The organism is Thiomicrospira sp. S5 (assembly GCF_003991075.1).
In the GTDB taxonomy this organism is placed as follows: domain Bacteria; phylum Pseudomonadota; class Gammaproteobacteria; order Thiomicrospirales; family Thiomicrospiraceae; genus Hydrogenovibrio; species Hydrogenovibrio thermophilus.
In genome coordinates this window covers 579,891-604,657 of sequence record NZ_CP014470.1, presented here as the reverse complement: position 1 = coordinate 604,657, position 24,767 = coordinate 579,891, and the positions used below count along the sequence as shown (strand labels likewise).

Here is a 24,767-nt window from a genome sequence, read left to right as displayed (position 1 = left end):
AACGAACCGGAAAACGATGAGTCGTTAATCGATAATGGTATCCGCATCGCTTTTCAATCCAGGTTCCAATGACAGCTGGTCGAAATAATAATGCGACAAGGCGATGACCGCCAGTACCGGCGCGAAAAAGCTGATAATCGGAAACACACTCAAGGCATAGAGCACCCCGACGGCAAAAGTCGGCGGCCAGTTCGTCAACGGCTTCAAGCGGCTGAACAAGGCTTCCGGCAGAATCACCTGCCCCACATCCAGCACCACGGCATAACGGAAAAACAAGAACCCGATCAGCCAGAACCACACCACGTTGATGAGCGGCACAAACAGCAGCGGGAAAGTCACAATCAACAGCAGCAAAATCAACAACCCGAATTTCACCAGTTTCCAAATCATGCCCAACATCGAGCCGTGACCGTGGTATTCGGTGTGCGGGTAATGTTTGTCATGCACCGCTTTCACCAGCGAATCGGTCATAAAACCGGTCACGATCATCGCGAACAACAGCACCAGATAACTGCCGAGCACAATGCCCAGCAACCCGGCAATCACCGCGACGGTAAAGCCCAAAAACCAGAGCACCAATCCGCCCACCAGAGGAATCGCGCCGATGGTATTCTCGGCTTGAAGCTTCCAACTTTCAAAGTCCTGTACAAACGCACTCTGCGTAATAAAGTCACTCGTCAACAACAGGCCGAATACGCCATACCCCATCAACGAGACCAAAACCAGGCCAACGGCGAACGGAATAAACAGCCGAATCAGAATGGTCGGTTCTTTCAAATCGACCAGGGTTTTCCAGAGCAATGTCATTATTTAATCCAAATGCTTTTAATATTAGTGAATTCGCGAATGCCTTGTCCCGACAGTTCACGCCCGTAACCGGAATGCTTAATGCCTCCAAACGGCATGCGCGGGTCGGAAAAGGTAATGCTGTTAACAAAGGTCGCGCCCGATTCCATGCCACGTGCCATGGTTTCCGCCGTGGCCGAATCATTCGACCAGATGGAACCGCCCAAACCGAAGTCGGTGGCATTGGCCAGCCCAAGTGCATGCGCCGGCTCGGTGGCTTTCAATACAATGGCGACTGGCCCGAAAAACTCCTCGCTGAACGCCGGCATATTGCTGGTCACATCCGTCAGAATGGTGGGCGCATAATAACAGCCCGGACGATCCAACTGATAACCGCCGGTGACGATTTTCGCCCCCATTTCAACCGATTTGGTGACTTGTTGATGCAACTCGTCGAGCAAATCCTGGCGCGCCATCGGCGCCAAGGTCGCATCCGGTTCCATCGGATCACCCGCTTCGAACTGTGACTCCACCGCCGTTTTAAAACGCTCGATAAAGTCATCGATAATCCCCGCGTCCACGATAAAGCGCTTGGAAGCGATACAACTTTGCCCCATATTCATGAAACGCCCTTTCACCGCATTTTCCACCGCGGTTTGAATATCGGCGTTATCCAGCACGATAAAGGCATCGGAGCCGCCCAATTCCAGCACGGATTTTTTCAATTCTTCCCCGGCGACACTCGCCACTTTGCGGCCGGCCGGTTCGCTCCCCGTCAAAGACACGGCTTTGACCGCCGGATGGCGAATCACCGACTCCACCTTATCGGAACCGATCATCAAGGTCGTGAAGACCCCGTCCGGGTATCCGGCCTTACGGAACACTTCTTCAATCGCCAAAGCACACTGCGGTACGTTGGAAGCGTGTTTCAACAAACCGATGTTACCGGCGGTGACGGTCGGTACCGCAAACCGCAATGCCTGCCAGAACGGGAAGTTCCACGGCATTACACCCAGCACCACGCCCAGCGGTAAATAGGCCACATAGCTTTTGCTGGCATCGGTTTCAATCATTTCATCGGCCAGAAACCGCTCGGCATTTTCGGCATAGTAATCGCACAACCAGGCGCACTTTTCGATTTCCGCCACGGCTTCGGAATAGCGTTTCCCCATCTCCAGCGTAATCAACTCCGCCAGGACTTCCTTGTCGTCCAACAACACATCACCCAAACGATTCAACAATGCGATACGGTCGGACAGCGGCGTCAGTTTCGACCAGTCGGCAAAGCCGTAACCGGCTTGCGTGACCACCTCGTCGAGTGTGGCCTGATCCCAGGTATCGAATTCGGCTAACAGTTCATTGGTTGCGGGATTGATTGATTGCATCATAGTCGTTCCTTCTTTGGTTACGGCCGAACGTAAATGCGGTCCATTCGGGATGGCGGACTCGCCGCCGAAAAGGTTAAGGGTTATCCATGGCTTGCTGTGCCCAGGCCGAAGCCGATAACAGCAAATTGGCCAAATCGGAAATGCCGACTTCGCCATAACGCAGGTTGGCGACGGTCTCTCCGGCACTTTCCAATTGTTTCAAGCACGACAGAGCTTCCCCCATCGGGCCACGATAATGAATCAAGGCCTCTTTCACTTCATCGGACAAAGGCATTTCGTCAAGAATTTCGGCAATCGGGGCGCGGAAAAACGCGCCTAAATTGGAAAACAGCCCCACCAGAAAGAACGTGTCGCGTTCACGGGCATGGCCGGTTTTCTCGGCCAGTTTTTCACAAAAATTGGCGCGCATCAACGAAGTGGTCAAGAGTTCTTTCGGCGCATCTTCCAAATCGCCAAGCATCATCATATTGACCCAGAACTTCAAACGCTTCAGCCCCATGTATTTCAAAGCATCGGAAACCGACTCGACCTTGATGGGAATCATGGTCGCCGGATTGTTCACCGCCACCAATAACTTGTGCGTCAAGGCGACATCCTGGCTCAAAATGCCGGACAGTTCTTCGAATTTGGTTTTGGGGTCGTTGATTTTGGACATCAACTGCAACAAGGTCAGCTTGTTGCCGGTCAATTTCTGACCGTTCATCACCACGGGATTGGTGAAAAAGTAGCCCTGAAAATAATCGAAACCGATACGTTTGAGATAATTGAACATCTCTTCGGTTTCCACCCGTTCCGCAATCACCTTGACGCCTTTTTCATGCAAATCTTGCAACATGGACTTCATTTTGACTTCGGAGTGGGCTTCGTTATCGATTTTCACGAAATCGCTGATCGAGGCCAGCTTGACACTGGATTCATCATCGATAAAGTTATCCAGCGCAATGGCGGAACCTTCCAGCTTCAAGGCCTTCAAGCTTTTGAGAATCTCGACGTCCTTATTCACGTCGTTGGGGATTTCCAACACGATGTTATGATTCTGGTCGAAACTCGGCCATTTCGCTTTGGCAATCAACTCGCGCGGCAACTGCATCACCGCCGCATGAGAACCGACAATCGACTGAAACCCGATTTCGGATTCGGTCTTTTCCAACAATTGTTCAGTGGCTTCAATGGTGGTTTGGTTGGGGTTCAGTCCTTGATGAAATTCCAGCTCATACGCAAAGACTTTCATATTACGATCAAGAATCGGTTGGCGGCCAATAAAAACTTCTGACATGATTCATTCCTATTGCACTCAGAGTGACGCTTTCGTCGACGACGATATTGTTATGTTTGATACGTTTTCACGCGTACTTCAAACTTTAACGCCGAGCCAGAACGAACGCAAGCAAAAATGGTTGGGCCAATCCGAAAGTTGGGCCAAATCATCTGACTTTCCGCCAGGCCTGGTGGAAATTCGGATTCCGCTTAACGGGTAAATGTCAGGCGTTGCCCCGGTGTGAACTCGGCAAACTTGCCTTGGTGATACTTCAATTCACCATTGACGATGGTGCTCATCACCGACGATTTGAAGGTGTGACCTTCCCAAGGCGACCAACCGCATTGATAAAGGTTGTTGTCACGCGTGTCGGTATGCGGACGGTTCATGTCCACCAACACCAAATCGGCGGCATACCCTTCACGGATAAAGCCACGCTTTTCAATCTGGTAACGAATCGCGACATTGTGCGAGGTTTTCTGCACCACGGTTTCCAAATCGAACACCCCGTCATGCACCATGTCCAGCAAGGCCGTCAGCGATTGCTGCACCTGCGGCAAACCGGCCGGCGTGCCGAAGTAGGAGTCACTTTGTTTTTCTTCCCAGGTGTGCGGCGCATGGTCGGTGGCAATAATGTCGATCCGCCCTTCTTTCACCGCTTGGCGAATGGCATCACGATCGGACTGTTGTTTGATGGCCGGGTTACATTTGATCAAACTGCCTTTTTCCATGTAATCGTCGGCGGTAAACCACAAATGGTGCACACAGGCTTCGGCGGTGATTTTTTTGCCTTCGACCGGCCCCGGTGCAAACAACGCCATTTCTTCGGCGGTGGTCAAATGCAGAATGTGCAAATCGGCCCCGGTTTTCTTCGCCAAATCGACCGCAAAAGACGACGACTTGTAACAGGCTTCTCGACAACGAATGTCCGGATGGTATTGCATCGGAATCGCATCACCGTATTTTTCGCGATACAAGGCTTCCTGTTCTTTAATCATCGGCGTGTCTTCGCAATGTGTGGTAATCAAGGTCGGACTGTGGGTGAAAATATCGGTCAACGCCTGCTCACGATCCACCAGCATGTTCCCGGTGGACGCTCCCATGAAAATCTTAACTCCGCAGGTCGCGTTCGGATCCAGTGCTTTGACTTCTTCGATGTTGTCGTTGGTGGCGCCCAGATAAAACGAGTGATTGGCCCAAGCGGTTTTGGCGGCCAGTTCATACTTGGCTTCCAAATTTTCCAACGTGGTGGTGGTCGGTTTCACGTTCGGCATGTCCATAAAGGTCGTTGTACCGCCCGCGATCGCCGCTTTCGATTCAGTCGCAATACTGCCTTTGGCCGGGAACCCAGGGTCGCGAAAATGCACTTGGTCATCGATAAACCCAGGCAATAAATGTTGGCCGGCCGCGTCGATGGTCACGTCCGCCGCCACCGACAACTGCGGTGCGATTTGCGCAATCACACCATCTTGAATGAACACATCGGCTTCAAAAATTCGGCCTTCGTTAACGATTTTGGCTTGGGTAATCAATAGACTTTTCATAAACGGACTCTTGTATTGCAATGCGAATGGCATCATTTTAAACCCTTGAACCGATTTGCATAGAGAAAACCCATGAAAATTTCGTATCCTGGTAAAATCATCTTGGCACAATATCAAATGTGATAAAGTAACATTTTATCCTAAACGGAGAAAACCGCTTCGACCATGAACCCGTTCAAATGGCTGGCCATATTGCCGATTCGCTTTTACCAGTTGTTCATCAGTCCATTACTGGGGCCGCGCTGTCGCTTTTACCCAAGCTGCTCTCACTACACCATTGAAGCGATACAACAACACGGTGTCTTGTGTGGATTATGGCTGGGCGTCAAACGGGTCTCCAAATGCCATCCCGGCAACCCTGGCGGTGTTGACCCGGTGCCGGAATGCGGTTGCTCGCATCATGACAAGAAGGCTTCGACCGCCGACAAGGTCCCGGCTTCCGTACCAGAACACGAAGACCGTTCGAAAGACTGAACGCAAATTTCATTTTATCGTCATCTAGCGGCTCTATACTGCCTGTCACGAACGGCTGTCTTTGCAACGCCACACCGAATCCCTCTTGTAAATCGGCCTAGAAAGAGGAAAATATGAAGGTTGGCACTCGGCCAGCTGCACAGTCGACCATAACAACAATATCAGAGGACGCCATGGAAACCGAAACGACGATTGACACCCCTTACATCAACCAAGAACGAAGCTTACTCGAGTTTAACCGTCGCGTTTTGGCCCAAGCGAAAAACCCCGACATTCCATTGTTGGAACGCTTGAAATTTCTATGTATTTCCAGCAGCAACATGGATGAATTTTTTGAGGTGCGCCTGGCCAGTCTGTATGAGTTGTGCAAAGATCCGTCCGCACGCACCCAACCCGACAATCTGACGCCGCACGACGCCATTGAAGTGTTGTCGGACGTAGCGCATGAATTGGTGGACGACCAGTACCACACCTTAAACCACATACTGATTCCCGAGTTGGAAAAGGAAGGCATTCGTTTTCTGCGCCGCAACCACTGGACCGAACAACAAAAGGAGTGGATTCGCGACTATTTCGTCAAATCCCTGCAACCGGTCATGAGCCCGATGGGGCTCGATCCGTCGCATCCGTTCCCGAGACTGCTCAACAAAAGTTTGAACTTCATCGTCTCGTTGGAAGGCAAAGACGCTTTCGGACGCTCCAACGGTTTAGCCATCGTACAGGTACCGCGTTCCTTGCCGCGCATCATCAAACTGCCGCCGGAAGCCACCGACGGTTCGAACGATTTCGTTTTCCTATCATCCGTGTTGCACTCCAACGTCTCCAACCTCTTCCCGGGTATGACCGTGACCGGCTGTCACCAATTCCGTATCACCCGTAACACCAATTTGTTCATCGACGAAGAGGAAGTGGACGACATTATGAGCGCACTGGAAGGCGAACTGAGCAGCCGTCAATACGGCGGCGCCATTCGTCTGGAGGTCTCCGACAAGTGTCCGAAAAACATGTACGAATACCTGATGGACCGCTTCAACCTGAACGAAGAACAACTCTATCAGGTCAACGGTCCGGTGAACCTGCACCGTCTCAACGCCGTGCCGGATTTGGCCAAACGACCAGACCTGCTGTTCGAACCTTATTCACCGAGACAGTTGACGGTCAAGGAAGCCAAACAAGGCGCGTTTAAACTCTTTACCCGCAACAAGGCGCCGCAAACCCTGTTTGACCAAATTCAACAGCGCGACATCCTGTTGCACCACCCGTACGATTCTTTCACGCCGGTCATCGAGTTCCTGCAACAGGCCGCCAAAGACCCGAACGTACTGGCGATTCGCATGACCCTTTACCGAACCGGTGAAAAATCGGCGATTATCGACGCCTTGGAAAAAGCCGCCAAAAACGGCAAGGAAGTCACCGCCGTGGTGGAACTGCGTGCCCGCTTCGACGAGGATAACAACATCATTCAGGCCAACCGCCTGCAGGATGCCGGGGTCAATGTGGTTTACGGCGTGGTCGGTTACAAGACCCACGCCAAAATGATTCTGGTGGTGCGCCGCGAAGGCGAGCAGTTACGCCATTACGTCCATCTCGGCACTGGTAACTATCACCACATCACCACACGTTTTTACACCGATTTCGGGTTGTTTTCCGCCCACCCGGAAATGGGACGTGATGTCTCAAAAATCTTCCAACAACTGACCAGTTTGGGCGACACCAAAAACTTGCAGGTGCTGTTGCAGTCCCCGTTCACCTTACAGAGCGGCATGGTTGAACGCATTCAACGCGAAGCGGAAAACGCCCGACAGGGCAAACCGGCGCGCATCATTGCCAAAATGAACGGCTTGCAGGAACAAGGCATGATTGACGCTCTCTACGAAGCCTCGCAGGCCGGCGTGGAAATCGACTTAATCGTGCGCGGCATTTGCAGCTTACGCCCCGGCGTGCCGGGCTTATCGGAAAACATTCGGGTCACCAGCATCATCGGTCGTTTCCTGGAACACCACCGCGTCTATTACTTCGAAAACAGCCAGAGCGAGCCGGAACTTTTCTGTTCCAGTGCCGATTGGATGCGCCGCAACCTCTTCTCGCGCGTGGAAACCTGCTTCCCGATTCTGGACAAAAAACACTTCCAGCAAGTCTATACCGAAGGGTTGGCCATTTACCTGAACGACAACACCGGCGCCTGGCAACTGCAGGCCGATGGCTCCTACACTCAAAAAGCCCCGGCCGACGGCGAAGAACCCTTCAACGCCCAGCGCTGGCTGATTGAAAAATATTCCAGCTAAAACGGCTGACCCGCCATTAACCGACTGAGCGCCGACGGTCAGTCGGCGTGGTTCATCGTTTGCGAATCATCCACTTTCACAGTAAGCTGTAACAGACAGGTCAGGGACGGCCGATTTTCATTTTCGCCAAAAGCGAGTAAACTATGCCCCTTTTTCGCCAACTCAGTAGCTTAAAATGACAGAAACGACCGCCGAACCGAATCAAAATATCTACGCCGCCATCGACCTCGGCTCCAACAGTTTCCACATGGTCATCGCTCGCGAAGTCCACGGTCAGCTCCAGATCATCGACAAGCATAAAGAGATGATTCGGTTGCGGTCAGGCCTGGACAAAAAAGGTTATTTGACCCCGCAGGCCTTTCAAAACGGCATCGAATGCCTAGAACGTTTCGGCCAGTTGATTAAAAACATTCCGTCCCACCAAGTCCGCGCCGTCGGCACCAATACCCTGCGCAACGCCAAGAACAGCCATGAGTTTCTCAGCCAGGCGCGACAAGCCCTTGGCCACAGCATCCAAATCATCGCCGGACAGGAAGAGGCTCGCCTGATTTACCTCGGCGTGGCGCACGGTCTGCCGCAAAACGACGAACAACGCCTGGTGATGGACATCGGCGGCGGCAGTACCGAATACATCATTGGTCAGAACTTCACCTACAGTCACCTCACCAGCACCGAAATGGGCTGTGTCAGCATCACCCAAAAGTTCTTTTCCAAAGAAGACATTACGGAAAAACGCATGAACAAAGCGATTTCCGCCTGCCGTCAAATCATCCGCCCGCACCTGTTAAAACTGACACGCCTTGGCTGGGACTGCGCTCTGGGCGCTTCCGGCACCATCAAGGCCATCGGCACCATCCTGAAAGACAATGACTGGAGCCCTTCCGGTATCACCTTAGACGGCATGTACCAGTTGCGGGACGCGATGATTGCCTCGGACTCGCTGGCCACTTCCGGCATTCAAGGCTTGAAAGACGAACGGGTGCCGGTGTTGCCGGGCGGCTTGGCAATTCTCATCGCCACCTTTGAGGAACTGAAAATCGATCAGATGCAGGTGTCTTCCAACGCCTTGCGCGAAGGCCTGATATTCGACACCCTTGGCCGCCTGTTCGCGGAAGACGTGCGCGAAACCAGTGTCGCTGCCGCCCAGGCCTGGTTAAAAATCGACTTACAACAGGCCAACGCCATCGCCCGTACCAGCGAGATGCTGTACAAACAGGCGCACAACAGTTGGCAATTGCACGACGGCGATTACAGTTATGAAAAGTTATTGAACTGGGCGGCGCGCCTGCACGAAGCCGGCATGGCGCTGAGCTACAAGCGTTACCGCCATCACAGTGCCTATTTGATTGAAAATTCCGAATTGGCGGGTTTCACCCAGGAAGAAAAGCAGATGCTGTCGGCCATGTTATTGAACCATCGCGGCAAGTTCGTGCCGGATGTCTACGACAAGTTCGATGCGCCGCACAACAACAAACTCAAATACCTGACCGTCTTGCTGCGCTTGGCGGTGCGTATTCACCGCGGGCGTGAAACCGACATTCCGGACATTCTGCTCTACATTGAAGACGAGCGCAGCATTCGCCTGCAATTCGAAAACGACTGGCTGCCGGAGCACCCGCTCACCCAGCTTGACTTGGATGTCGAAGCCGGGCGTTTGGCCGCCGCCGGTTTTGAACTGACGTATCAGTAGAATCACAATCAGTAAACGTCGAACTGCACCCGTCGGCTCTTTTTCCAGTCGTGCCACAGTGCTTCGGCGGCCGCTTCGTCCAACCCGCCCTCGGTTTGCAATATCTTCAGCAACACGCTTTCCACACCCACTTTGAGCTGGTTTTTGTCGCCGCACAAATAAAAGAACGCTCCGTCCGACAATAATTTCCAAACCGCAGCACGGTCTTCCCAAAGTCGATCCTGCACATACACTTTATGCGCCTGGTCGCGGGAAAAGGCGGTGCGTAAATGCAAGCCTTGGGTTTCCCACTCCGCCAGAGTGGTCTCGAACAGATGGCTTTTATCTCGATGGGTTTCCCCGAAAAACAGCCAGGCCTGGTGATTTTGCACACAACGCTCTTCCAGAAACCACTCCTGCAAAAAACCGATAAACGGCGCAATACCGGTACCCGCACCCACCATAATGATCGGCGCCGGTTCACACAACGCATCTTCCAAAGCATGCGGCAATTTGAAGTTACGGTTTTTGCTCAAGGCGACATCAATGACGTCACCCGACTGCAACGCACTCAACGCCGTGGTGACTAACCCTTTGCGTTCCCGCTCGGCGCGCTCGAACGCCACCTTGCGATACACCAAATCCACGCGTTTGTCGCCCACCGCCTTCGGGGCGGAAGCAATGGAATAATATCGTGGAGCCAAGGGCGCCAACAGTTCACAAAAGGACAAGCCTTTGAATTGAGGATACGCCTCCAGCAGATCGACGATGTCGCGCCCTTCGGCGTACGCCATCATCTCCGCACGGTCGGCCCAATCGTCCAATCCTTCGTGACGTTTGAGCTTGTTCAAAATCGCCGGACTCAACTGCGTCAGTTCCAGATGATAATGCAAGGCTTCGCGCACCGGCATTTCACCCAACCGCCGTAGCTCAATCCGTTCGTCGCCGGACAGTTCCAGTTTCTGCAACACCAACTCGACCAGCTCGGGGGAATTTTCGGCCGACACCATCAACCAGTCTCCTGGCAGGTAATCGAGCGCGTCTTCGGTTTCCAGACCGATGTGAAACACATCTTTTTCCGGATGGTCAGGCGTCAAAAGTTCGTTGAATAGCACTTTGGCTTGCATGGAATGTCCTCACGATTCGTGTTGGCCATCCATTATAGGATGCAACGGCTTTTTTACAAAACCGTTGCCAAGAGAGTAATAAGGATACAAAAAAGAAATCGGTCTGAATCAGCCACGCAGGTTTTCAATCAACACACTGAGCCACGGCGCAGTGGCCAGAATGGTCACCGCCGACATCAACCCGGAAATCAACCCGATACCGACCTGCGGAATCAGGTTATTGTTTTTGATTTCGATGTCGGACATTTGACGCTCGACGGCGGCGAAAATATCGACTTGTTTTTTCAGCAAACTGTTCAAGGTCCGAATCTGCTTGAACAGTAATTGCTGCTCTTTTTCGACCTTATCACGCGACTTTTCGGAAACCGCTTCCAGGTCATGCATTTGTTTCGCCAACTGACCAATGGAGGCATCCATCTGTTTGACCAGACTTTGAATCGCCACTTTATCGTCTTTCAGCCACTCGAAATCCGGCGAAACCATGTCTTCCATATCAATCGAATTGAACTCCTCCGCCTGGTTCTGGGCACGATGACGTCTGAGCGCCTGTTCCAACAACACGCTTTTCGAGCCGAGAGGTTCCACTTTACTGAGGTCAATAGCCATTTTTCCGTCCTTTTATGAGTGATGCGAGGTGACAAAAAGTGTCAATATTCCGTCACCTGAATTGTCTTTGTGACATCACTTGCAGGATGTGTGCCAATTTCGTTTTTTCTGCACTACGCGATTTAACGAATGCCTGATAGAGCGCCTTTCGAGCGGACATAAATGCATAAAAAAATATATGATTTCAGTGGCAAAAAACTTTATCCCTAAAGTGCTTGAGAAAAAAAAACCGCATGGTTAAGATAACCTGACGAAAAGGAATGAATACACACGAATGAACAAAGCAAAATTTATTGAATTTATCATGGAAGCCGGCGTCTTGAAGCTGGGCGAATTCACATTGAAATCGGGCCGTAAGAGCCCTTATTTTTTTAATGCCGGTCTCTTCAACACCGGCGGGCAACTTGCCCAGTTGGCGGAAGCTTACGCGGCCACCATCTCCGACAGCGGTGTCGGGTTCGACGTTCTCTTCGGCCCCGCTTATAAGGGCATTCCGCTGGCGGCCACCACCAGCGTCGCATTGGCGAAAGATTTTGCTTTGGACAAACCCTATGCGTTTAACCGCAAAGAAGCGAAGGATCATGGTGAAGGCGGCACCATTGTCGGCCACCCGTTGGAAGGCGATGTGCTGATTATTGATGATGTCATCACCGCCGGTACGGCGATTCGCGAATCGATGGAAATCATCCGTTCGCACGGTGCCCGGCCGGCCGGCGTGGTGGTTGCATTGGATCGAATGGAACGCGGCCAGGGAACCCAATCCGCCATTCAGGAAGTGGAAGCGGAATATGGCATTCCGGTCTTCAGCGTGATTGACCTGAACGATATCATCGACTTTTTGACCGAACAAAGCGATGATTCGACCATTTTGGCATCCATGAAAGATTACCGTGCCAACTACGGCATTGACGCCTGACGAATGTAAACAACCAGTGAGTAAGCGACGACGTGGCAAATAAACTTCGAGAGCTGCTGTTATTGCGGCATGCGAAATCCGACTGGAAAAAACCGGACACGGCCGACATCGACCGCCCGATTTCCGATAAAGGAAAAAAAGCCGCCTGCAAAATCGCTCATTGGTTCGGCGAACAGAACATTTGGCCAGACCTGGTGTGGGTCTCACCGGCCAAACGTGCGCAACAAACGCTCAAGCGCCTGAATTTGCCAAAAGACATTCCGGTCGAAACCCAGGACGCCTTGTATATGGCCGATCGAACCCAACTGCTGGCCTTATTGGCCAAGATACCGGATGGATTCGAGCGGGTGTTGCTGATTGGCCACAACCCCGGCTTTGAGGACTTGATTCATTTTCTCATTGGCGACCCGAAAGAAGACGGTACCAAATTACTGCCGACGGCGGCGTTAGCACAAATGGTATTAGGCCATAACTGGCAACATTTATCCGCGGGTGACGGACGTTTATCGCACATAACCCGCCCGAAAGACATCGCTCGGCCCTGCAAGGAAAAGGACGCTCCCGCAAGCTGACAAATTTGGCTGGGCATACTTTATGCTAAGCGATTGATTCAATAAGACAATAACAACGATAACAACTCAATAAAACTGTCAGAGGCACCGGTATGACACAAGCAAACAGACACCTTATCGATGAACAAGTCGAAATTCCGGATTACTATCGGATCATTTCCCGAACCGACCTTCAAGGAACCATCTTGGAAGCCAATTCCGAATTCATCGAGGTCAGTGGCTATCCCGCCGATGAAATCATCGGCCAACCCCACAACATTTTGCGTCACCCGGACGTGCCAAAAGCCGTCTTCAAGGACTTTTGGGATACGCTGAAAGCCGGACTTTCCTGGACGCAAATCGTCAAAAACCGCACTAAAGACGGTCGCCACTATTGGGTCAAGGACAACGCCGCTCCGATTGTTGAAAACGGCAAATCCGTCGGTTACATTTCCGTCCGCACGCCCGCCACCAAAGAAGAAATCGCCACCGCCTCGGCGGCCTATAAAGGCATTAATGCCGGGCGCCTAGTCATTCACCGCGGCAAAATCCAAACACCATCCCGTTATCGTTTCGACCAACTCAATCCGTTTAACCGCATGAAAATCATGAGCAAACTGGCGGTCACCGGTTTGATTTTGGTGGTGCTCGGTTTTGCCATCAGCGCCACGCTTGCGGAAATCGACTACTTAAAGGCGGAAGACGAAAACGCACAAATTCGTAAAGAACAGATTGTTCGCGATCTCGACAACTACGTCTCCAAATATGAACTCGTCAGCTTGAATACAGCCATCGGATTAGCCGCCAACCCGGATGTGATTCGTTCACTGGAAAGCGGCGATAACCGTCTCGCCAAAAAAGCCTTGGACGAAGATTTCAATTTGATTAAAAAGGTATCCGGTCAAACGGTTCGTGCTCACATCCATGATGCACGCGGCCACTCTTTCCTACGTTCCTGGCGCGATAAATCCGGTGACGACCTGAAATCGTTCCGCTATACCGTCAACCAGGTTCGCGAACGCCAAACAGCCGTGACCGGCATTGAGCTGGGCCGTGCCGGTGCCGCTATCCGCAGCTTGTCACCAATCTTCAGCGAAGACGGCTCCACGTTCCTCGGTTCCGTCGAAATCGTCTCCAGCATTAAATCTCTGGTGAAGTTTTTACAAAACGACGCCATTGATTACGTTTCACTGTTCACCCCTAACGCGTTGGATATCGCGGTCAAAGCCAAAGACAATCCGAAATTCGGTAACCTGACGCTGGCCAGCACCACGGATTTCGCACCGGAAACCGTCGAAAAATTGAAAGCCATCGATATCAATCGCTTGATTGATAAAGGTCAGTTGATTGCCAACGGCGCTTTCTACGCGTTGAAGCCGATTACCGATACCAATGGAGATATGATCGGTTACCACATTTTCATTGAGGACATGGCCAAACTCAATGGCTTAAACAAAGCGGCCGCCAACGCGGCCATCGATTCGGTCGTCAATGTCGGCGTTTCAATGCTGGCACTGATCATCATCTTCCTATTACTCATCAAAACCAATGTCATTCGTCCGTTGAAGCGTATTGTCGACGTCATGACTCACGCCACGGAATCCGGCGATTTGAGTACCCGTGTCGACGCGTCCCATAAAGATGAAATGGGGCAGTTGGCCGAAGCTTATAACAACCAGATGCAATCCGCACAAGTCTCACTGGGTGAAGCTGGCCGCATGATGAAAGACATCTCCGAAGGCCGCCTGAAAACCGAAACCATCATTCCGATGACCGGTGATTATCAGGTGATGAAAACCAACCTGAACAATGCCTCCAAAGCCTTGCAGGAAACCTTTGGCGAAGTTCGCGGCATTCTTAAAGAAATCCGTGCCGGTAACTTCAACTACGAAACACACCACCAGACCCGCGGCGATTTCAGCGACGCTATGAAAGACGCCCAAGCGGCCATGACCATCCTGAAAGGGGTTTTCTACGAAGTCAACGAACTGATGAGTCAAGTTGCGGAAGGTTTCTTCGGACGCCGAATCACCTCCAAAGCCGAAGGTGAAATTCAAGAATTGAAGGACAACATTAATGCCTCCTTGGACAAGCTGGAAAGCATCATTCAGCAGACCACTCAAGTCATGATTGCCCAAGGCACCGGTGATTTACGGACCCGCATTGACATGGAAACCGACGGTACTTTAGCCGTACTAAAAGCAGGTATCAATAACTCCGTCACCAATATTGCCAGCTTACTGTCACAATCGACCTATTCCATTAAAAAACTGTCCGATGGAACCATCAAGATTTCCAACGACATCTCCGACTTGTCAGCTCGCACTCAGCAGCAGGCCGCGTCATTGGAAGAAACCGCCGCGAGTATGGAACAAATCACCTCCACCATCCAGCAGACCGCTAACAACGCGAAAGAAGCCAATGAAGCCGCCACGGCATCTTTATCGGAAGCGCGCGAAGCCAATCAGGTGGTACACAAAACCATTGAGTCCATCAATGAAATCAACGAAGCCAGTGCCAAAATTTCCGAAATCACCACCTTGATCGACAGCATCGCTTTCCAAACCAACCTGCTGGCATTGAACGCCGCAGTGGAAGCCGCGCGTGCCGGCGACCACGGTCGCGGTTTTGCCGTCGTGGCGGGTGAGGTACGAACGCTGGCCGGAAAATCGGCCGATGCCGCAAAAGACATTCGTCAATTGATCGACAATACGGTTGAAAAAGTCCATGAAGGCGCAAAGCTGGCGGATGAATCCGGTAAGGCATTAGAACTGATTAACGATTCCATTGCCCGCATTGGCAGTTACGTCAGTGAGATTTCACAAACAACAGCCGAGCAAGCCAAAGGGGTTGAACAGGTCAATATCGCTATCAGCAGTATTGACCAGGTCACACAACAAAACTCCACGCTGGTCGATGAAACCGCCGACCGAACCACGGAAATGAGTCGCTTGGCCGAAAGTGTCGATGAATTGATTGGCACCTTCAAAATCGATTTGGATCAAATCGCTTTCCGGACGGCGATGGAAAGCGGTATCTTTACCTTTGCCCACGCACGCCGCGCCCACCGTCAATGGAAAGGCATCATCACCGCTTATGTGGAAGGCCTTGACATTGAATTTGACCACGCAGCCGCCACCGACCACCACAAATGTGCGCTCGGTCAATGGTATTACGGCCCGGAAGGTCAGAAATACATGCACCTTCAGGAAATGAAAGATGTTGAGAAATGGCACGCCGAGTTGCACGCTGTCATTAAACGCATCTTGGAAGCCAATAAAGTCGGCGACACCGAAGCCATCAAACGTGAATTCCGTAATCTCGACCAAGCCAGTGAAGAAGTCATTAAACACTTGTCCTTGGCCGAAAAAGCCGTGGCCCGAGAAGCTAGAACCCATGAAAACACCATGCCGCCTTCTGCGGTTAACGGTCGCCCGACTCCCAAACTGAGCACGTCCAATACTCCGAAAATCAAATCGGAAAAACCGGTCGCCAAACCAGAGGATAAGCCGGAAACCGTTTATCGTCAGCCGATGCCTTCGACTCCAGAAACAGGCTTGCAAAAACCGGCACCTTCACAACCCAAGCAAGATGAGGGTGATGAATGGGGTGAATTCTAAAACCTCATTGCTTAGCCCATTTCAACCCGCAAACAAAAAAGCCCCTTCAGAAATCTGAAGGGGCTTTTTTATAACATAGACACGACTAAATTGACTGGCTCAAACGGCTCTTACAATCAAAGCGACACCAACACACACCGTGACCACTTCAAAACTGCGTTTCACCAGTTGATTGCCTTTGATAATTGAAAAATGCGCGCCCAGATAGCCACCAATTAGCGACCCCAGAATCAGGGCCGGCAACCAATCCCATTGAATGTGGCCAAGCCATCCTAACGTGGCGGCACCAAAGCCGTTCCAAAAAATCCCCACCAATACCAACGTATAAGCCACCGCGGCCTTATAGTCCAAACCAAACCACACAATCAACCAAAGGGTGACGAACAGCCCGGAACCGGATGTCAGAGAGCCATTCACGGCACCGATTGCAAACAGGACCAAACCGCCCAACAGCAGGCCTGGCAGGTTTCGGTGTTTAGGATCGGACACATGCCCTAAATCGGGTTTAAAATAAGAGTAAGCTCCCAGACTCAGCGTCAATATTCCCAGCGCCAATTGCGCCCAACGGTCATCCACCTGCAAAATGAGGTTGGCGCCTAGCAGCACACCCGGCAAGCCTGACAGCAGGATCAAACCGACAAAACGGACATCAAATTGAGAGGATTGCAAATGCCGGGCCGTGGCGCCCAGCCCGAGAAACACACTGGCGACTTTATGAGTCGCAAGGGCCACGCTGAACGGCAACCCCAAAAACAATAACGCCGGTAGCTGTAACAGACCGGCGCCCCCGCCCGCCAAGGCGGATAATAGATTGGCCACAAACGAAATAACGAATAACAGCAACTGATCCTGCATGTGTCGTTACCCGTTCCAGCCGTTAAATCGAACCACTATCGCGAAGTGATTAAGGTGCCAACACCTTCATCGGTGAAGACTTCCAGCATCACCGCATGTTCGACACGCCCGTCGATAATGTGGGCCGATTTCACGCCGCTTTGCACCGCATCCAATGCACACTGGATTTTCGGCAGCATACCGCCGTAAATAGTCCCGTCTTGAATCAACGCGTCCACCGTGCTGGCATTCAACCCGGTGAGCAATTCACCTTGCTTGTCCAACAAGCCCGGGGTATTGGTCAACAACATCAGTTTCTCGGCTTGCAGCGCTTCCGCGACCTTGCCCGCCACCAAATCGGCATTGATGTTATAGGAATGACCTTCGTAGTCGACCCCGACCGGTGCGATGACCGGAATAAAATCGTCCTGAATCAACATATCCAAGACCTTAGTATTGATGCGCACCACTTCACCGACATGCCCCAAATCAATTAACTCCGGCGCATTCAAGGATTCGTTAAAGGTGGTCATTTCCAGTTTACGGGCCTGAATCAAATTACCGTCCTTGCCGGTCAATCCCACGGCATTCCCCTTATGCTGGTGAATGAGGTTAACGATTTCTTTATTGACCATACCGCCCAACACCATTTCCACGATGTCCATGGTTTCCGAGTCGGTTACACGCATCCCCTGGATGAATTCGGATTCCTTACCCACTCTCTCCAACAGGTTGCCGATTTGTGGGCCGCCGCCATGCACCACCACCGGGTTCATACCCACCAGCTTCATCAAAACAATGTCACGCGCAAAGCCGTTTTTCAACGATTCTTCCGTCATGGCATTGCCGCCATATTTCACCACGATGGTTTTACCGGCAAATCGTTGAATATAAGGCAAGGCCTCCGCAAGAACGGAAGCGATGTTCTGAGCTTGAGCTTTATTTAAATTCATGGTGTTCTGAACTCTCATGACGGACTCTTAACAAAAGGGGTTAAAGCGCTTATTCTACCATTTTTGAGCGCCGTCAACCCCTTAAACCGATTGGCTTTTGCTTGAGTCAAAGCCTGAGCATCGCTACAATGCAAGCATTCACACAAATTTAGGATGCATGTATGCGACTCCTCGCCTTACTTCTGACGGCCACAATGCTCGTCACCGGCTGCGAAAGCCTTTCCAAACAACCGTCTTCTCCGCAAGATGACGTCATGATTGACCTCAAAGACAAAAACAATGCCGATGCCACCAAAATTCTGTCCAATGTCTTGCAGGATAACGGCTACACCGTGCGCAAAGTCTCCCAGGATCAATTCATCGTGACCTATAACCAGCATAATTACATTCTGGAACCGAAATTGATGAAAAACAGCTTGAGCCGCATCGTGGTCAGCCGTTTGTTTGAAATCAAAGAAGAATATCAGCACTCGCCGAAACTGTTTGTCCTCGTGACCTCCTTGAACCGCGATCTGAACTTTGCCAAATTCTCGATTCTGCCCGGTAACCGGGCCGGCCATGTGCAAACCGCCATCACCTTCGCCCACGAAACCGTATCATTGGATGAAATCAAGCAATTCATTGCCTGGTTCGACGACAGCTTGGCGGAAGTCAAACAGATGGTTCCGCGCGAAGCGCTGGACATGATCAAGCACACCTCCCGCCAGTAAACACTCACCGACGGTGTGCGAATCAGGTTCCGTCGGAATAGCGGCTTTCGATTTTTTCCAGCAACGCCTTTCGCTCGGCGATAGCCTGTCGAATGTATTCGAATAACTGTTCGAAAAAGTTTTTCGCGTCGTCGGGCTTGTCCGATTCGGTGGTATCAAATATCGATTGACCGGCTTGATTCAGACGTGCCTGCCAGCTATTCTGAGCCTGCTGCATTTGGTTCATCGCCACCGAAAAAGCTTCAAACTGCTCCACCTGACGCTCCGAAAACAAACCCGTCGCTTCGACGTCCAACTCATCATCCGAGACACGATCACTCAAATCGATGGACTGTGCCGTTCGCACCTCGCCGTCTTCCATCAAGACCATCCCGGCGGCTTTTACCTGCCCCAACAGTTCCCCTTGTGAGCTACGTAAATCGCCGCTTTGTTCAACGTTACCCAAATAAATCGCGCCCACGCCTTTGGAAGCCAAACTCACCAATTGAGCGTCGTTCGATTGATCCGTCCAAAGTTGTAATTGTTTAAAAATCGGGTCGGCCTCATCAATCCAGCCGTTGCCGTCGACATCATACTTCGCCAAATCGGTGAAACCGTTACCGCTTTCGGTGCCGAACAGCTCGGAGCCATCATTCACCTGACCGTCGCCATTTAGGTCCAGCACCAGGTAGCCGCTGCCACTTCCCAACTGCGCCAGCGACTGTTCGTCGCCGTCACCATTTAAATCAAACTCGAAATATTGATCGCTCAAGGCCACCGAATCCGTTCCGAAATTGATGACCAACGGGTCGCTCATCACCTGAGCGCTCATGGTGGCTTTGGTCTCGGCGGAAATACTTGTCATCGAGGTATGCGAGGTAAACAAATTGAAATTGATGCTGCGGCCATCGGCCAGTGTCACCTGACCTCCGGCTGACATAGCGGAATAGGACTGGGTCTGAATCGTCAATTGATGCGCAAATTCGAAGGTCACCTCACCACTGACACTCAAATTCGGACCGTCTCCGGCCGGAAACACTCTCTGGTTGGCGATGCTGGCGGCTTCGCCGGCCAAACTGACTTGAACGAGCTGTTTCGTCAAGTACTCGCGCTGGTGTACGGTTTGAACGTCACCATCAGTGACTTCGGACGCCGACTCAAATCTCTGACGGGAATCGTTACGATAATGGAATTGCTCGGATTGCTGAAAATTGACACTCAGGTTCAAGGCTCTCAAACCACCTGGCGCCGTATTGATGCTCTCGCCGACGGCCACCACGGTTTTATCCGAGCGTTGCGCGTCATAGCGATGATACTGCTCGAGCTGAACAGCAGAAGATTGGATAATCATAAGTGTACTCCACGATATTAAACAACTTTCCCTTGTTTAAATCACGGCACCACACACCGTGAATCGTAGAATCACATTTTCATTTCTGGTCGATGAACTGTGACAGCCTGGCGTTTGGAGGTTAGCCTCTCTGTGTATTATTAATCACCAAGCCTGATGTCTATATCGACCGTCGGAGGATTTTATTGAGTATCAATCGCGGAAATTATTAAACTGTAATGGCATTTCCAGGTCTTCCATGCCTTTCAACAACTGCATCACCCCTTGCAGGTCATCGCGTTTTTTGCCGGTCACACGAATGCTGTCTTCCTGCTTGGCCGCTTGCACTTTCAACTTGGAATCCTTAATGGCTTTAATGATTTTTTTCGCCAAGGCCGCATCCAAACCTTCTTTCATCTCCACCACCTGTTTGGCCGATTTCAACTGAATGTCCGGATCCTTGACGTCCATGCATTTCACATCGATGCCACGGCGATTGGCTTTTTGAATCAAAATGTCCAACATCTGCTGCAACTGAAAGTCGGACTCGGTTTTCATGGTCACGATGGAATCCTTCAGCTCGAAACTGGAACCGGTTCCCTTGAAGTCATAGCGCGTGGTCACTTCTTTATTGGCTTGGTCCACGGCATTGGTCAGTTCATGTTGGTCCAATTCGGAAACGATGTCGAATGAAGGCATAAGTTCTCCTAAAAATAATCATCCCTAAAAACGGCCAGGCCTGGGCGTTTTGGTTCAAGTCACAAAGCCGGATACCCTTTTGGGAACCACTTACCCTTTTGGGAACCACTTCAAAAATCGTATTTTAGCACTTAACATCGCCAGGATGTACTTTACAACCGACTGAGCATTCCGAAAGGCTACCGGAACGTGATAGGATATTCTTTTTCAGCAACCCAAATATCAGAACCACTCCGCAATGAAATCCTTCTCACCAGAACCTTACCCGATTGCCGACACCGCCCAACAGATTCAGCCCTTTCATGTCATGAAAATTCTCGGCGAAGCCAAAACCCTTGAAGCGCAAGGGCATGACATTATTCACATGGAAATCGGCGAACCCGACTTCAGTTCCTTGCCACAAGTGCATAAGGCCGCTCAAGATGCCATGGAAACCGGACAAACACATTACACCCCCACACTGGGCTTACCGGAACTGCGCGCGGCACTCTCCAATTTCTACCGAGGCTTCTACGGTGCTGAAGTGCCGGCAGAACGCATGATGTTGACACCCGGCTCTTCCAGCGGGTTACAGCTGTTGCTGACCGCCTTGTTGAACCCCAAAGACAAGGTCTTGATGACTGACCCGACCTATCCCTGCAATCGCGAATTCGTGCGTTTACTGAAAGGCCAGCTCATCAGCGTGCCCGTCACCGAAAGTACGCGTTACCAGCTGACATTGCCGTTATTGAAAGCGCACTGGCAAGACGGCATCAAAGTGGTGATGGTCGCCAGCCCCTCCAACCCCACCGGCACGATTATTGAAGCCGATGAGTTGGTCGCCATGGCCGAGTTTGCGGCGCAAAAAGGTGCCTATTTGTTGGTGGATGAAATCTATCAGGGCTTGGTGTATGACCGCCCGGCCGAATCCATTCTCAGCCGCTGCGCCCACTTGGACAATGTATTGGTCATCAACTCTTTTTCAAAATTTTTCTGCATGACCGGCTGGCGCCTCGGGTGGATCGTCGCGCCGACTTTCTTAGTTCCCACGCTGGAACGTCTGGGCCAAAACCTGTTTCTCTCCGCACCGACCTTATCGCAATACGGTGCTTTGGCGGTTTTGAAACCCGACGCACTGGCCGAACTGGAACAACGTCGCCAAACCTTCCAAAAACGCCGTGATACCTTAATGCAAGCCATGCAAGAAGCCGGATTTGCACCCCGCCTTTGCCCGGATGGCGCTTTTTACCTTTACTGGGACATTTCGGCTTTCAGCGATAATGCCGAAGCCTTTTGCCTGGAACTGTTACACGAAACCGGCGTGGCGTTAACTCCCGGCACGGATTTCGGTCATTACCGCGCCCAGCAGCATGTTCGCTTAGCCTACACAACGGACGAAGAAACATTGCGGCGCGCGGTCGAAAAACTAAAAAGGGCGCTCCGCAAGCGGGCGCCCCTTTCAAACACTTAATGAGAGCTTTGCACGAGATGGATGCACGGATAAAAATGGCTAAAATTTCCCTGAATGTCGTTGAAAAACTGGCAAATAGCCAGCTATTCACTGCGTTTTCCGCCTAATTCAGAAAAATTTTATCTCATTTTTCTATCGCACCCCACCCGTGCAAAGCTCTCTTAATATTTCGCCGGAACAACAGTCCGGCCTAACCATTTCAGGTCGAACCAATCAAGACACGTCGCAACCCATTTATGGTCTCGTCCGACAGCATCAGTTCTTCTTGCGCTTCGGCCAAATATTGTCGTGCTTCATCGGTCATATAAGCACCAAACGAGACTTCATTGACAATCACATTGGCGATTTTAACCATCGCGATCATGCCGCGCACTTTATCCTTCCCGATATTAGAGTGCGACATATGGTGCAACATAATCACATTGAGCATCTCGACCGGCAATTTCCATTTTTGACCAATCAAAATACCGATGTCAGTATGTGCTGAACCATAACGTTCGACTTCTTTTTTGACACCACTGACCGGGTTGGTGTTAATCAACGAAAACACTTTTTGGTAATTTTCCGGGTCTTTGGTCGCCAACAGCAAACACCCGCCGTTATGGAATAATCCGAGCAGATAGGCTTCATCTCGTGACACATCGTGTACATATTCCGACAGTTCGGCACAACAAAACGCCGTGTCTTTGGAGTGTTCGATGATTTCTTGAACTTCGCGGGTGTTAAATAAATTTTGAATCGCCGCCGACAACACCAAATTTTTCAAGTTGTTGTAACCCAGCACATCCACCGCTTCCCGAATCGATTTAACCGGTGTTTTCAATTTCATAATCGGCGAATTAACGATGCGAATGACTTCGCCGGAAAGCTTGGTATTACTTTCAATAATCTCGGTGATTTGTTGGTTGTTTGGAAATTTGCTGGAGAGTGCAGAGTCCAGCTCCATGATTTCTTTTGGTAAATCGGGAATTTTCACTCCCTGAATGGCTTTAATCGCCCCTCTGAGTCGTTGCTCCATGAACGTCCACTGTTTTATCGTTATATAATCGTGAATCCTATTTTAATCATGACAGCCACATTACACAATATAAAACAACGCACAAAATCAGGATATTTTCATAGACTTAAAATGGTAGCGTCAAACTCGGGTCAACCGACAACATCAAGACTTTAAAACGCTGCTGAATCCGGGCCAACGCTTCCGGCGTTTCGCCCTCAAAGCGCAACACGATGACCGGCGACGTATTGGAAGGCCGAATCAACCCCCAACCGTCTTCGAAATCGACCCGCAAACCGTCCAAATCAAACACTTTGGCATCACTGAAATCGGCCACGGCTTTAATTTTTTCCATAAAAGCATAATGCTGCCCTTCTTCAAACGGAATATCAATTTCCGGGGTGTTGTAGGCATTCGGCAAAGCCGCGAATAACGCCGCCGCCGTCTGCGACTGGGTCGATAAAATCTCCAACATACGTGCGGCGGTGTAAACACCGTCATCGAACCCATACCAACGTTCTTTAAAAAACATATGGCCGGACACTTCCCCACCAAGGGCCGCGCCGGACTCGCGCATTTTCGCTTTCATATAGGAATGCCCGGTTTTCCACATGGTGGCGTGGCCACCTGCCGCTTCAATGACCTTCGGCAACAAGGCCGTGCATTTGATATCGTAAATCACTTCCGCACCCGGCTGGCGGGTTAACACATCCTGTGCGTACAACATCATTTGCCGGTCCGGATACAAAGCTTCTCCGCGATTATCCACCACGCCACACCGATCACCATCGCCATCAAATGCCAAACCAACGTCGGCCTCCAACGCAACGACTTTTTCAGCCAGGTCTTGCAAATTCTTCAATTTCGCCGGGTCGGGATGGTGATTCGGGAAGGAGCCGTCCACCTCACAAAAAATCGCCGTCACATCGCACCCCAAGGCTTCGATAATCTCTGGAGCAAACGCGCCGGCAATGCCGTTACCGGCATCCACCACCACTTTTAAAGGGCGTTTTAACGCGATACCGGAAAGGATACGCTCACGGTAGGCCGGAAAGATGTCGTAGGTCTGATAATCGCCAGGCCTGGCGGATTCGACAAAATCGTCGTTTTGAATACGTTGCAACAGTTTTTGAATGTGTTCGCCATAAAGCGTGACGCCATCAATGACCATTTTGATGCCATTGTAGTCTGGTGGATTATGGGAGCCGGTAATGACCACACAGGAATGCCCGCCGGGCAAGGTCTCAGCGGCGAAATACACCATCGGCGTCATCACGGCGCCGAGATCAATCACCTTGATGCCGGTCGAACGCAACCCTTCCGACATCAAGTGCGCAAAGCGTTCACCGGACAAGCGTCCGTCGCGGCCGAGCACGATCTGCGTCTCGCCGGCGACCAACATTTCCGAACCCAGCGCCTGCCCGACATAATAGACGGTTTCCTCGGTCATGGCTTGGTCGACAATGCCACGAATATCGTAGGTTCGAAAGATACGCGGGTCAACGTGAGCCATGGGGTTTCCTGTTTCGAATCAAAATCATCGCGCCATCATACCGCCTTAACATAACAGGGATATGACAAGCTTTTGGGA

At 51.2% G+C, this 24,767-nt stretch carries 21 protein-coding genes; 9 read left to right on the top strand and 12 right to left on the bottom strand.

Annotated features, from left to right (window positions below; genetic code table 11):
- Nucleotides 1-24: 24 nt before the first annotated feature.
- The 3 genes from AYJ59_RS02730 to AYJ59_RS02720 are packed head-to-tail and all read right to left on the bottom strand — an operon-like array spanning nt 25 to nt 3,450.
- Entirely contained in the window at nt 25-807 is a 783-nt protein-coding gene (locus AYJ59_RS02730) for an EI24 domain-containing protein (RefSeq protein ID WP_029938839.1), read from the bottom strand.
- A complete protein-coding gene (locus tag AYJ59_RS02725) occupies nt 807-2,330 on the bottom strand; it encodes an NAD-dependent succinate-semialdehyde dehydrogenase (RefSeq protein WP_257791234.1) in 1,524 nt (507 codons plus the stop codon). The genes AYJ59_RS02730 and AYJ59_RS02725 overlap by 1 nt, the downstream gene beginning before the upstream one ends.
- Nucleotides 2,248-3,450: an EAL and HDOD domain-containing protein gene (locus AYJ59_RS02720; protein ID WP_127119266.1), complete on the bottom strand. Its 1,203-nt coding sequence runs from the start codon at nt 3,448-3,450 to the stop codon at nt 2,248-2,250. The genes AYJ59_RS02725 and AYJ59_RS02720 overlap by 83 nt, the downstream gene beginning before the upstream one ends.
- Here AYJ59_RS02720 and AYJ59_RS12920 point away from each other — a divergent pair.
- A complete protein-coding gene (locus AYJ59_RS12920) occupies nt 3,449-3,652 on the top strand; it encodes a hypothetical protein (protein WP_164730730.1) in 204 nt (67 codons plus the stop codon). The two genes, AYJ59_RS02720 and AYJ59_RS12920, sit on opposite strands and share 2 nt — an antisense overlap.
- On the opposite strand, the gene AYJ59_RS02715 is transcribed toward AYJ59_RS12920, so the two are convergent.
- Nucleotides 3,642-4,976 (bottom strand): dihydroorotase, encoded by a 1,335-nt coding sequence (locus AYJ59_RS02715; protein ID WP_127120363.1) that lies wholly within the window; start codon nt 4,974-4,976, stop codon nt 3,642-3,644. The two genes, AYJ59_RS12920 and AYJ59_RS02715, sit on opposite strands and share 11 nt — an antisense overlap.
- Before the next feature lie 165 nt (nt 4,977-5,141).
- Between AYJ59_RS02715 and yidD the strand changes: the two genes are divergently transcribed.
- From yidD to ppx, 3 genes are all read left to right on the top strand, one after another.
- Nucleotides 5,142-5,450 carry a membrane protein insertion efficiency factor YidD gene (gene yidD, locus AYJ59_RS02710; protein WP_127119265.1) on the top strand — a complete coding sequence of 103 codons (309 nt, stop codon included), beginning with the start codon at nt 5,142-5,144 and terminating at the stop codon, nt 5,448-5,450.
- Nucleotides 5,451-5,623: 173 nt separating this feature from the next.
- Complete coding sequence (ppk1, locus tag AYJ59_RS02705) at nt 5,624-7,735, top strand: polyphosphate kinase 1 (RefSeq protein ID WP_127119264.1); 2,112 nt, start codon at nt 5,624-5,626, stop codon at nt 7,733-7,735.
- A gap of 175 nt (nt 7,736-7,910) precedes the next feature.
- Nucleotides 7,911-9,425, top strand: coding sequence for an exopolyphosphatase (gene ppx / locus AYJ59_RS02700; RefSeq protein ID WP_127119263.1), 1,515 nt, complete (start codon nt 7,911-7,913; stop codon nt 9,423-9,425).
- An 8-nt stretch (nt 9,426-9,433) separates the two neighbouring features.
- Here the strand turns inward: ppx and AYJ59_RS02695 are convergent, their stop codons facing one another.
- Together AYJ59_RS02695 and AYJ59_RS02690 are read right to left on the bottom strand one after the other, a co-directional pair.
- On the bottom strand, nt 9,434-10,531 hold the full coding sequence (locus AYJ59_RS02695) for a hypothetical protein (protein ID WP_127119262.1): 1,098 nt from the start codon (nt 10,529-10,531) through the stop codon (nt 9,434-9,436).
- A gap of 108 nt (nt 10,532-10,639) precedes the next feature.
- Nucleotides 10,640-11,137 carry a hypothetical protein gene (locus AYJ59_RS02690; protein ID WP_029938847.1) on the bottom strand — a complete coding sequence of 166 codons (498 nt, stop codon included), beginning with the start codon at nt 11,135-11,137 and terminating at the stop codon, nt 10,640-10,642.
- 274 nt (nt 11,138-11,411) lie between these two features.
- Here AYJ59_RS02690 and pyrE point away from each other — a divergent pair, with 274 nt between their 5' ends.
- The 3 genes from pyrE (at nt 11,412) to AYJ59_RS02675 (ending at nt 16,224) form a co-directional block, all read left to right on the top strand.
- Nucleotides 11,412-12,053: an orotate phosphoribosyltransferase gene (gene pyrE, locus AYJ59_RS02685; protein ID WP_127119261.1), complete on the top strand. Its 642-nt coding sequence runs from the start codon at nt 11,412-11,414 to the stop codon at nt 12,051-12,053.
- Between the two features lie 32 nt (nt 12,054-12,085).
- Nucleotides 12,086-12,625 (top strand): SixA phosphatase family protein, encoded by a 540-nt coding sequence (locus AYJ59_RS02680; protein WP_127119260.1) that lies wholly within the window; start codon nt 12,086-12,088, stop codon nt 12,623-12,625.
- Between the two features lie 92 nt (nt 12,626-12,717).
- The gene (locus AYJ59_RS02675) at nt 12,718-16,224 is read left to right on the top strand and encodes a methyl-accepting chemotaxis protein (protein WP_127119259.1); all 3,507 of its coding nucleotides are present in this window, start codon (nt 12,718-12,720) and stop codon (nt 16,222-16,224) included.
- Between the two features lie 99 nt (nt 16,225-16,323).
- Here the strand turns inward: AYJ59_RS02675 and AYJ59_RS02670 are convergent, their stop codons facing one another.
- Together AYJ59_RS02670 and argB are read right to left on the bottom strand one after the other, a co-directional pair.
- The gene (locus tag AYJ59_RS02670; RefSeq protein WP_029938851.1) at nt 16,324-17,079 is read right to left on the bottom strand and encodes a sulfite exporter TauE/SafE family protein; all 756 of its coding nucleotides are present in this window, start codon (nt 17,077-17,079) and stop codon (nt 16,324-16,326) included.
- 35 nt (nt 17,080-17,114) lie between these two features.
- Nucleotides 17,115-18,029 (bottom strand): acetylglutamate kinase, encoded by a 915-nt coding sequence (argB, locus tag AYJ59_RS02665; RefSeq protein WP_029938852.1) that lies wholly within the window; start codon nt 18,027-18,029, stop codon nt 17,115-17,117.
- Between the two features lie 143 nt (nt 18,030-18,172).
- Between argB and AYJ59_RS02660 the strand changes: the two genes are divergently transcribed.
- Complete coding sequence (locus AYJ59_RS02660; protein WP_127119258.1) at nt 18,173-18,721, top strand: YbjN domain-containing protein; 549 nt, start codon at nt 18,173-18,175, stop codon at nt 18,719-18,721.
- Nucleotides 18,722-18,743: 22 nt separating this feature from the next.
- On the opposite strand, the gene AYJ59_RS02655 is transcribed toward AYJ59_RS02660, so the two are convergent.
- Both AYJ59_RS02655 and AYJ59_RS02650 read right to left on the bottom strand, forming a co-directional pair.
- Nucleotides 18,744-20,051: a hypothetical protein gene (locus tag AYJ59_RS02655; RefSeq protein ID WP_127119257.1), complete on the bottom strand. Its 1,308-nt coding sequence runs from the start codon at nt 20,049-20,051 to the stop codon at nt 18,744-18,746.
- A gap of 192 nt (nt 20,052-20,243) precedes the next feature.
- Nucleotides 20,244-20,729, bottom strand: coding sequence for a YajQ family cyclic di-GMP-binding protein (locus AYJ59_RS02650; protein WP_127119256.1), 486 nt, complete (start codon nt 20,727-20,729; stop codon nt 20,244-20,246).
- A gap of 238 nt (nt 20,730-20,967) precedes the next feature.
- Here AYJ59_RS02650 and AYJ59_RS02645 point away from each other — a divergent pair, with 238 nt between their 5' ends.
- Nucleotides 20,968-22,179, top strand: a complete 1,212-nt coding sequence (locus AYJ59_RS02645) for an aminotransferase class I/II-fold pyridoxal phosphate-dependent enzyme (RefSeq protein ID WP_127119255.1) — start codon at nt 20,968-20,970, stop codon at nt 22,177-22,179.
- Nucleotides 22,180-22,378: 199 nt separating this feature from the next.
- Here the strand turns inward: AYJ59_RS02645 and AYJ59_RS02640 are convergent, their stop codons facing one another.
- Nucleotides 22,379-23,197: an HDOD domain-containing protein gene (locus AYJ59_RS02640; protein WP_029938857.1), complete on the bottom strand. Its 819-nt coding sequence runs from the start codon at nt 23,195-23,197 to the stop codon at nt 22,379-22,381.
- Nucleotides 23,198-23,303: 106 nt separating this feature from the next.
- Nucleotides 23,304-24,689 (bottom strand): phosphomannomutase/phosphoglucomutase, encoded by a 1,386-nt coding sequence (locus AYJ59_RS02635; RefSeq protein WP_127119254.1) that lies wholly within the window; start codon nt 24,687-24,689, stop codon nt 23,304-23,306.
- Nucleotides 24,690-24,767 lie beyond the last annotated feature (78 nt).

Coding starts and splice junctions, on each gene's coding strand:
- AYJ59_RS02730 (WP_029938839.1), bottom strand. CDS start 807: ATGACATTGCTCTGGAAAACCCTGGTCGATTTGAAAGAACCGACCATT.
- AYJ59_RS02725 (WP_257791234.1), bottom strand. CDS start 2,330: ATGGCGAAGTCGGCATTTCCGATTTGGCCAATTTGCTGTTATCGGCTT.
- AYJ59_RS12920 (WP_164730730.1), top strand. CDS start 3,449: ATGATTCATTCCTATTGCACTCAGAGTGACGCTTTCGTCGACGACGAT.
- AYJ59_RS02720 (WP_127119266.1), bottom strand. CDS start 3,450: ATGTCAGAAGTTTTTATTGGCCGCCAACCGATTCTTGATCGTAATATG.
- AYJ59_RS02715 (WP_127120363.1), bottom strand. CDS start 4,976: ATGAAAAGTCTATTGATTACCCAAGCCAAAATCGTTAACGAAGGCCGA.
- yidD (WP_127119265.1), top strand. CDS start 5,142: ATGAACCCGTTCAAATGGCTGGCCATATTGCCGATTCGCTTTTACCAG.
- ppk1 (WP_127119264.1), top strand. CDS start 5,624: ATGGAAACCGAAACGACGATTGACACCCCTTACATCAACCAAGAACGA.
- ppx (WP_127119263.1), top strand. CDS start 7,911: ATGACAGAAACGACCGCCGAACCGAATCAAAATATCTACGCCGCCATC.
- AYJ59_RS02695 (WP_127119262.1), bottom strand. CDS start 10,531: ATGCAAGCCAAAGTGCTATTCAACGAACTTTTGACGCCTGACCATCCG.
- AYJ59_RS02690 (WP_029938847.1), bottom strand. CDS start 11,137: ATGGCTATTGACCTCAGTAAAGTGGAACCTCTCGGCTCGAAAAGCGTG.
- pyrE (WP_127119261.1), top strand. CDS start 11,412: ATGAACAAAGCAAAATTTATTGAATTTATCATGGAAGCCGGCGTCTTG.
- AYJ59_RS02675 (WP_127119259.1), top strand. CDS start 12,718: ATGACACAAGCAAACAGACACCTTATCGATGAACAAGTCGAAATTCCG.
- AYJ59_RS02670 (WP_029938851.1), bottom strand. CDS start 17,079: ATGCAGGATCAGTTGCTGTTATTCGTTATTTCGTTTGTGGCCAATCTA.
- argB (WP_029938852.1), bottom strand. CDS start 18,029: ATGAGAGTTCAGAACACCATGAATTTAAATAAAGCTCAAGCTCAGAAC.
- AYJ59_RS02660 (WP_127119258.1), top strand. CDS start 18,173: ATGCGACTCCTCGCCTTACTTCTGACGGCCACAATGCTCGTCACCGGC.
- AYJ59_RS02655 (WP_127119257.1), bottom strand. CDS start 20,051: ATGATTATCCAATCTTCTGCTGTTCAGCTCGAGCAGTATCATCGCTAT.
- AYJ59_RS02650 (WP_127119256.1), bottom strand. CDS start 20,729: ATGCCTTCATTCGACATCGTTTCCGAATTGGACCAACATGAACTGACC.
- AYJ59_RS02645 (WP_127119255.1), top strand. CDS start 20,968: ATGAAATCCTTCTCACCAGAACCTTACCCGATTGCCGACACCGCCCAA.
- AYJ59_RS02640 (WP_029938857.1), bottom strand. CDS start 23,197: ATGGAGCAACGACTCAGAGGGGCGATTAAAGCCATTCAGGGAGTGAAA.
- AYJ59_RS02635 (WP_127119254.1), bottom strand. CDS start 24,689: ATGGCTCACGTTGACCCGCGTATCTTTCGAACCTACGATATTCGTGGC.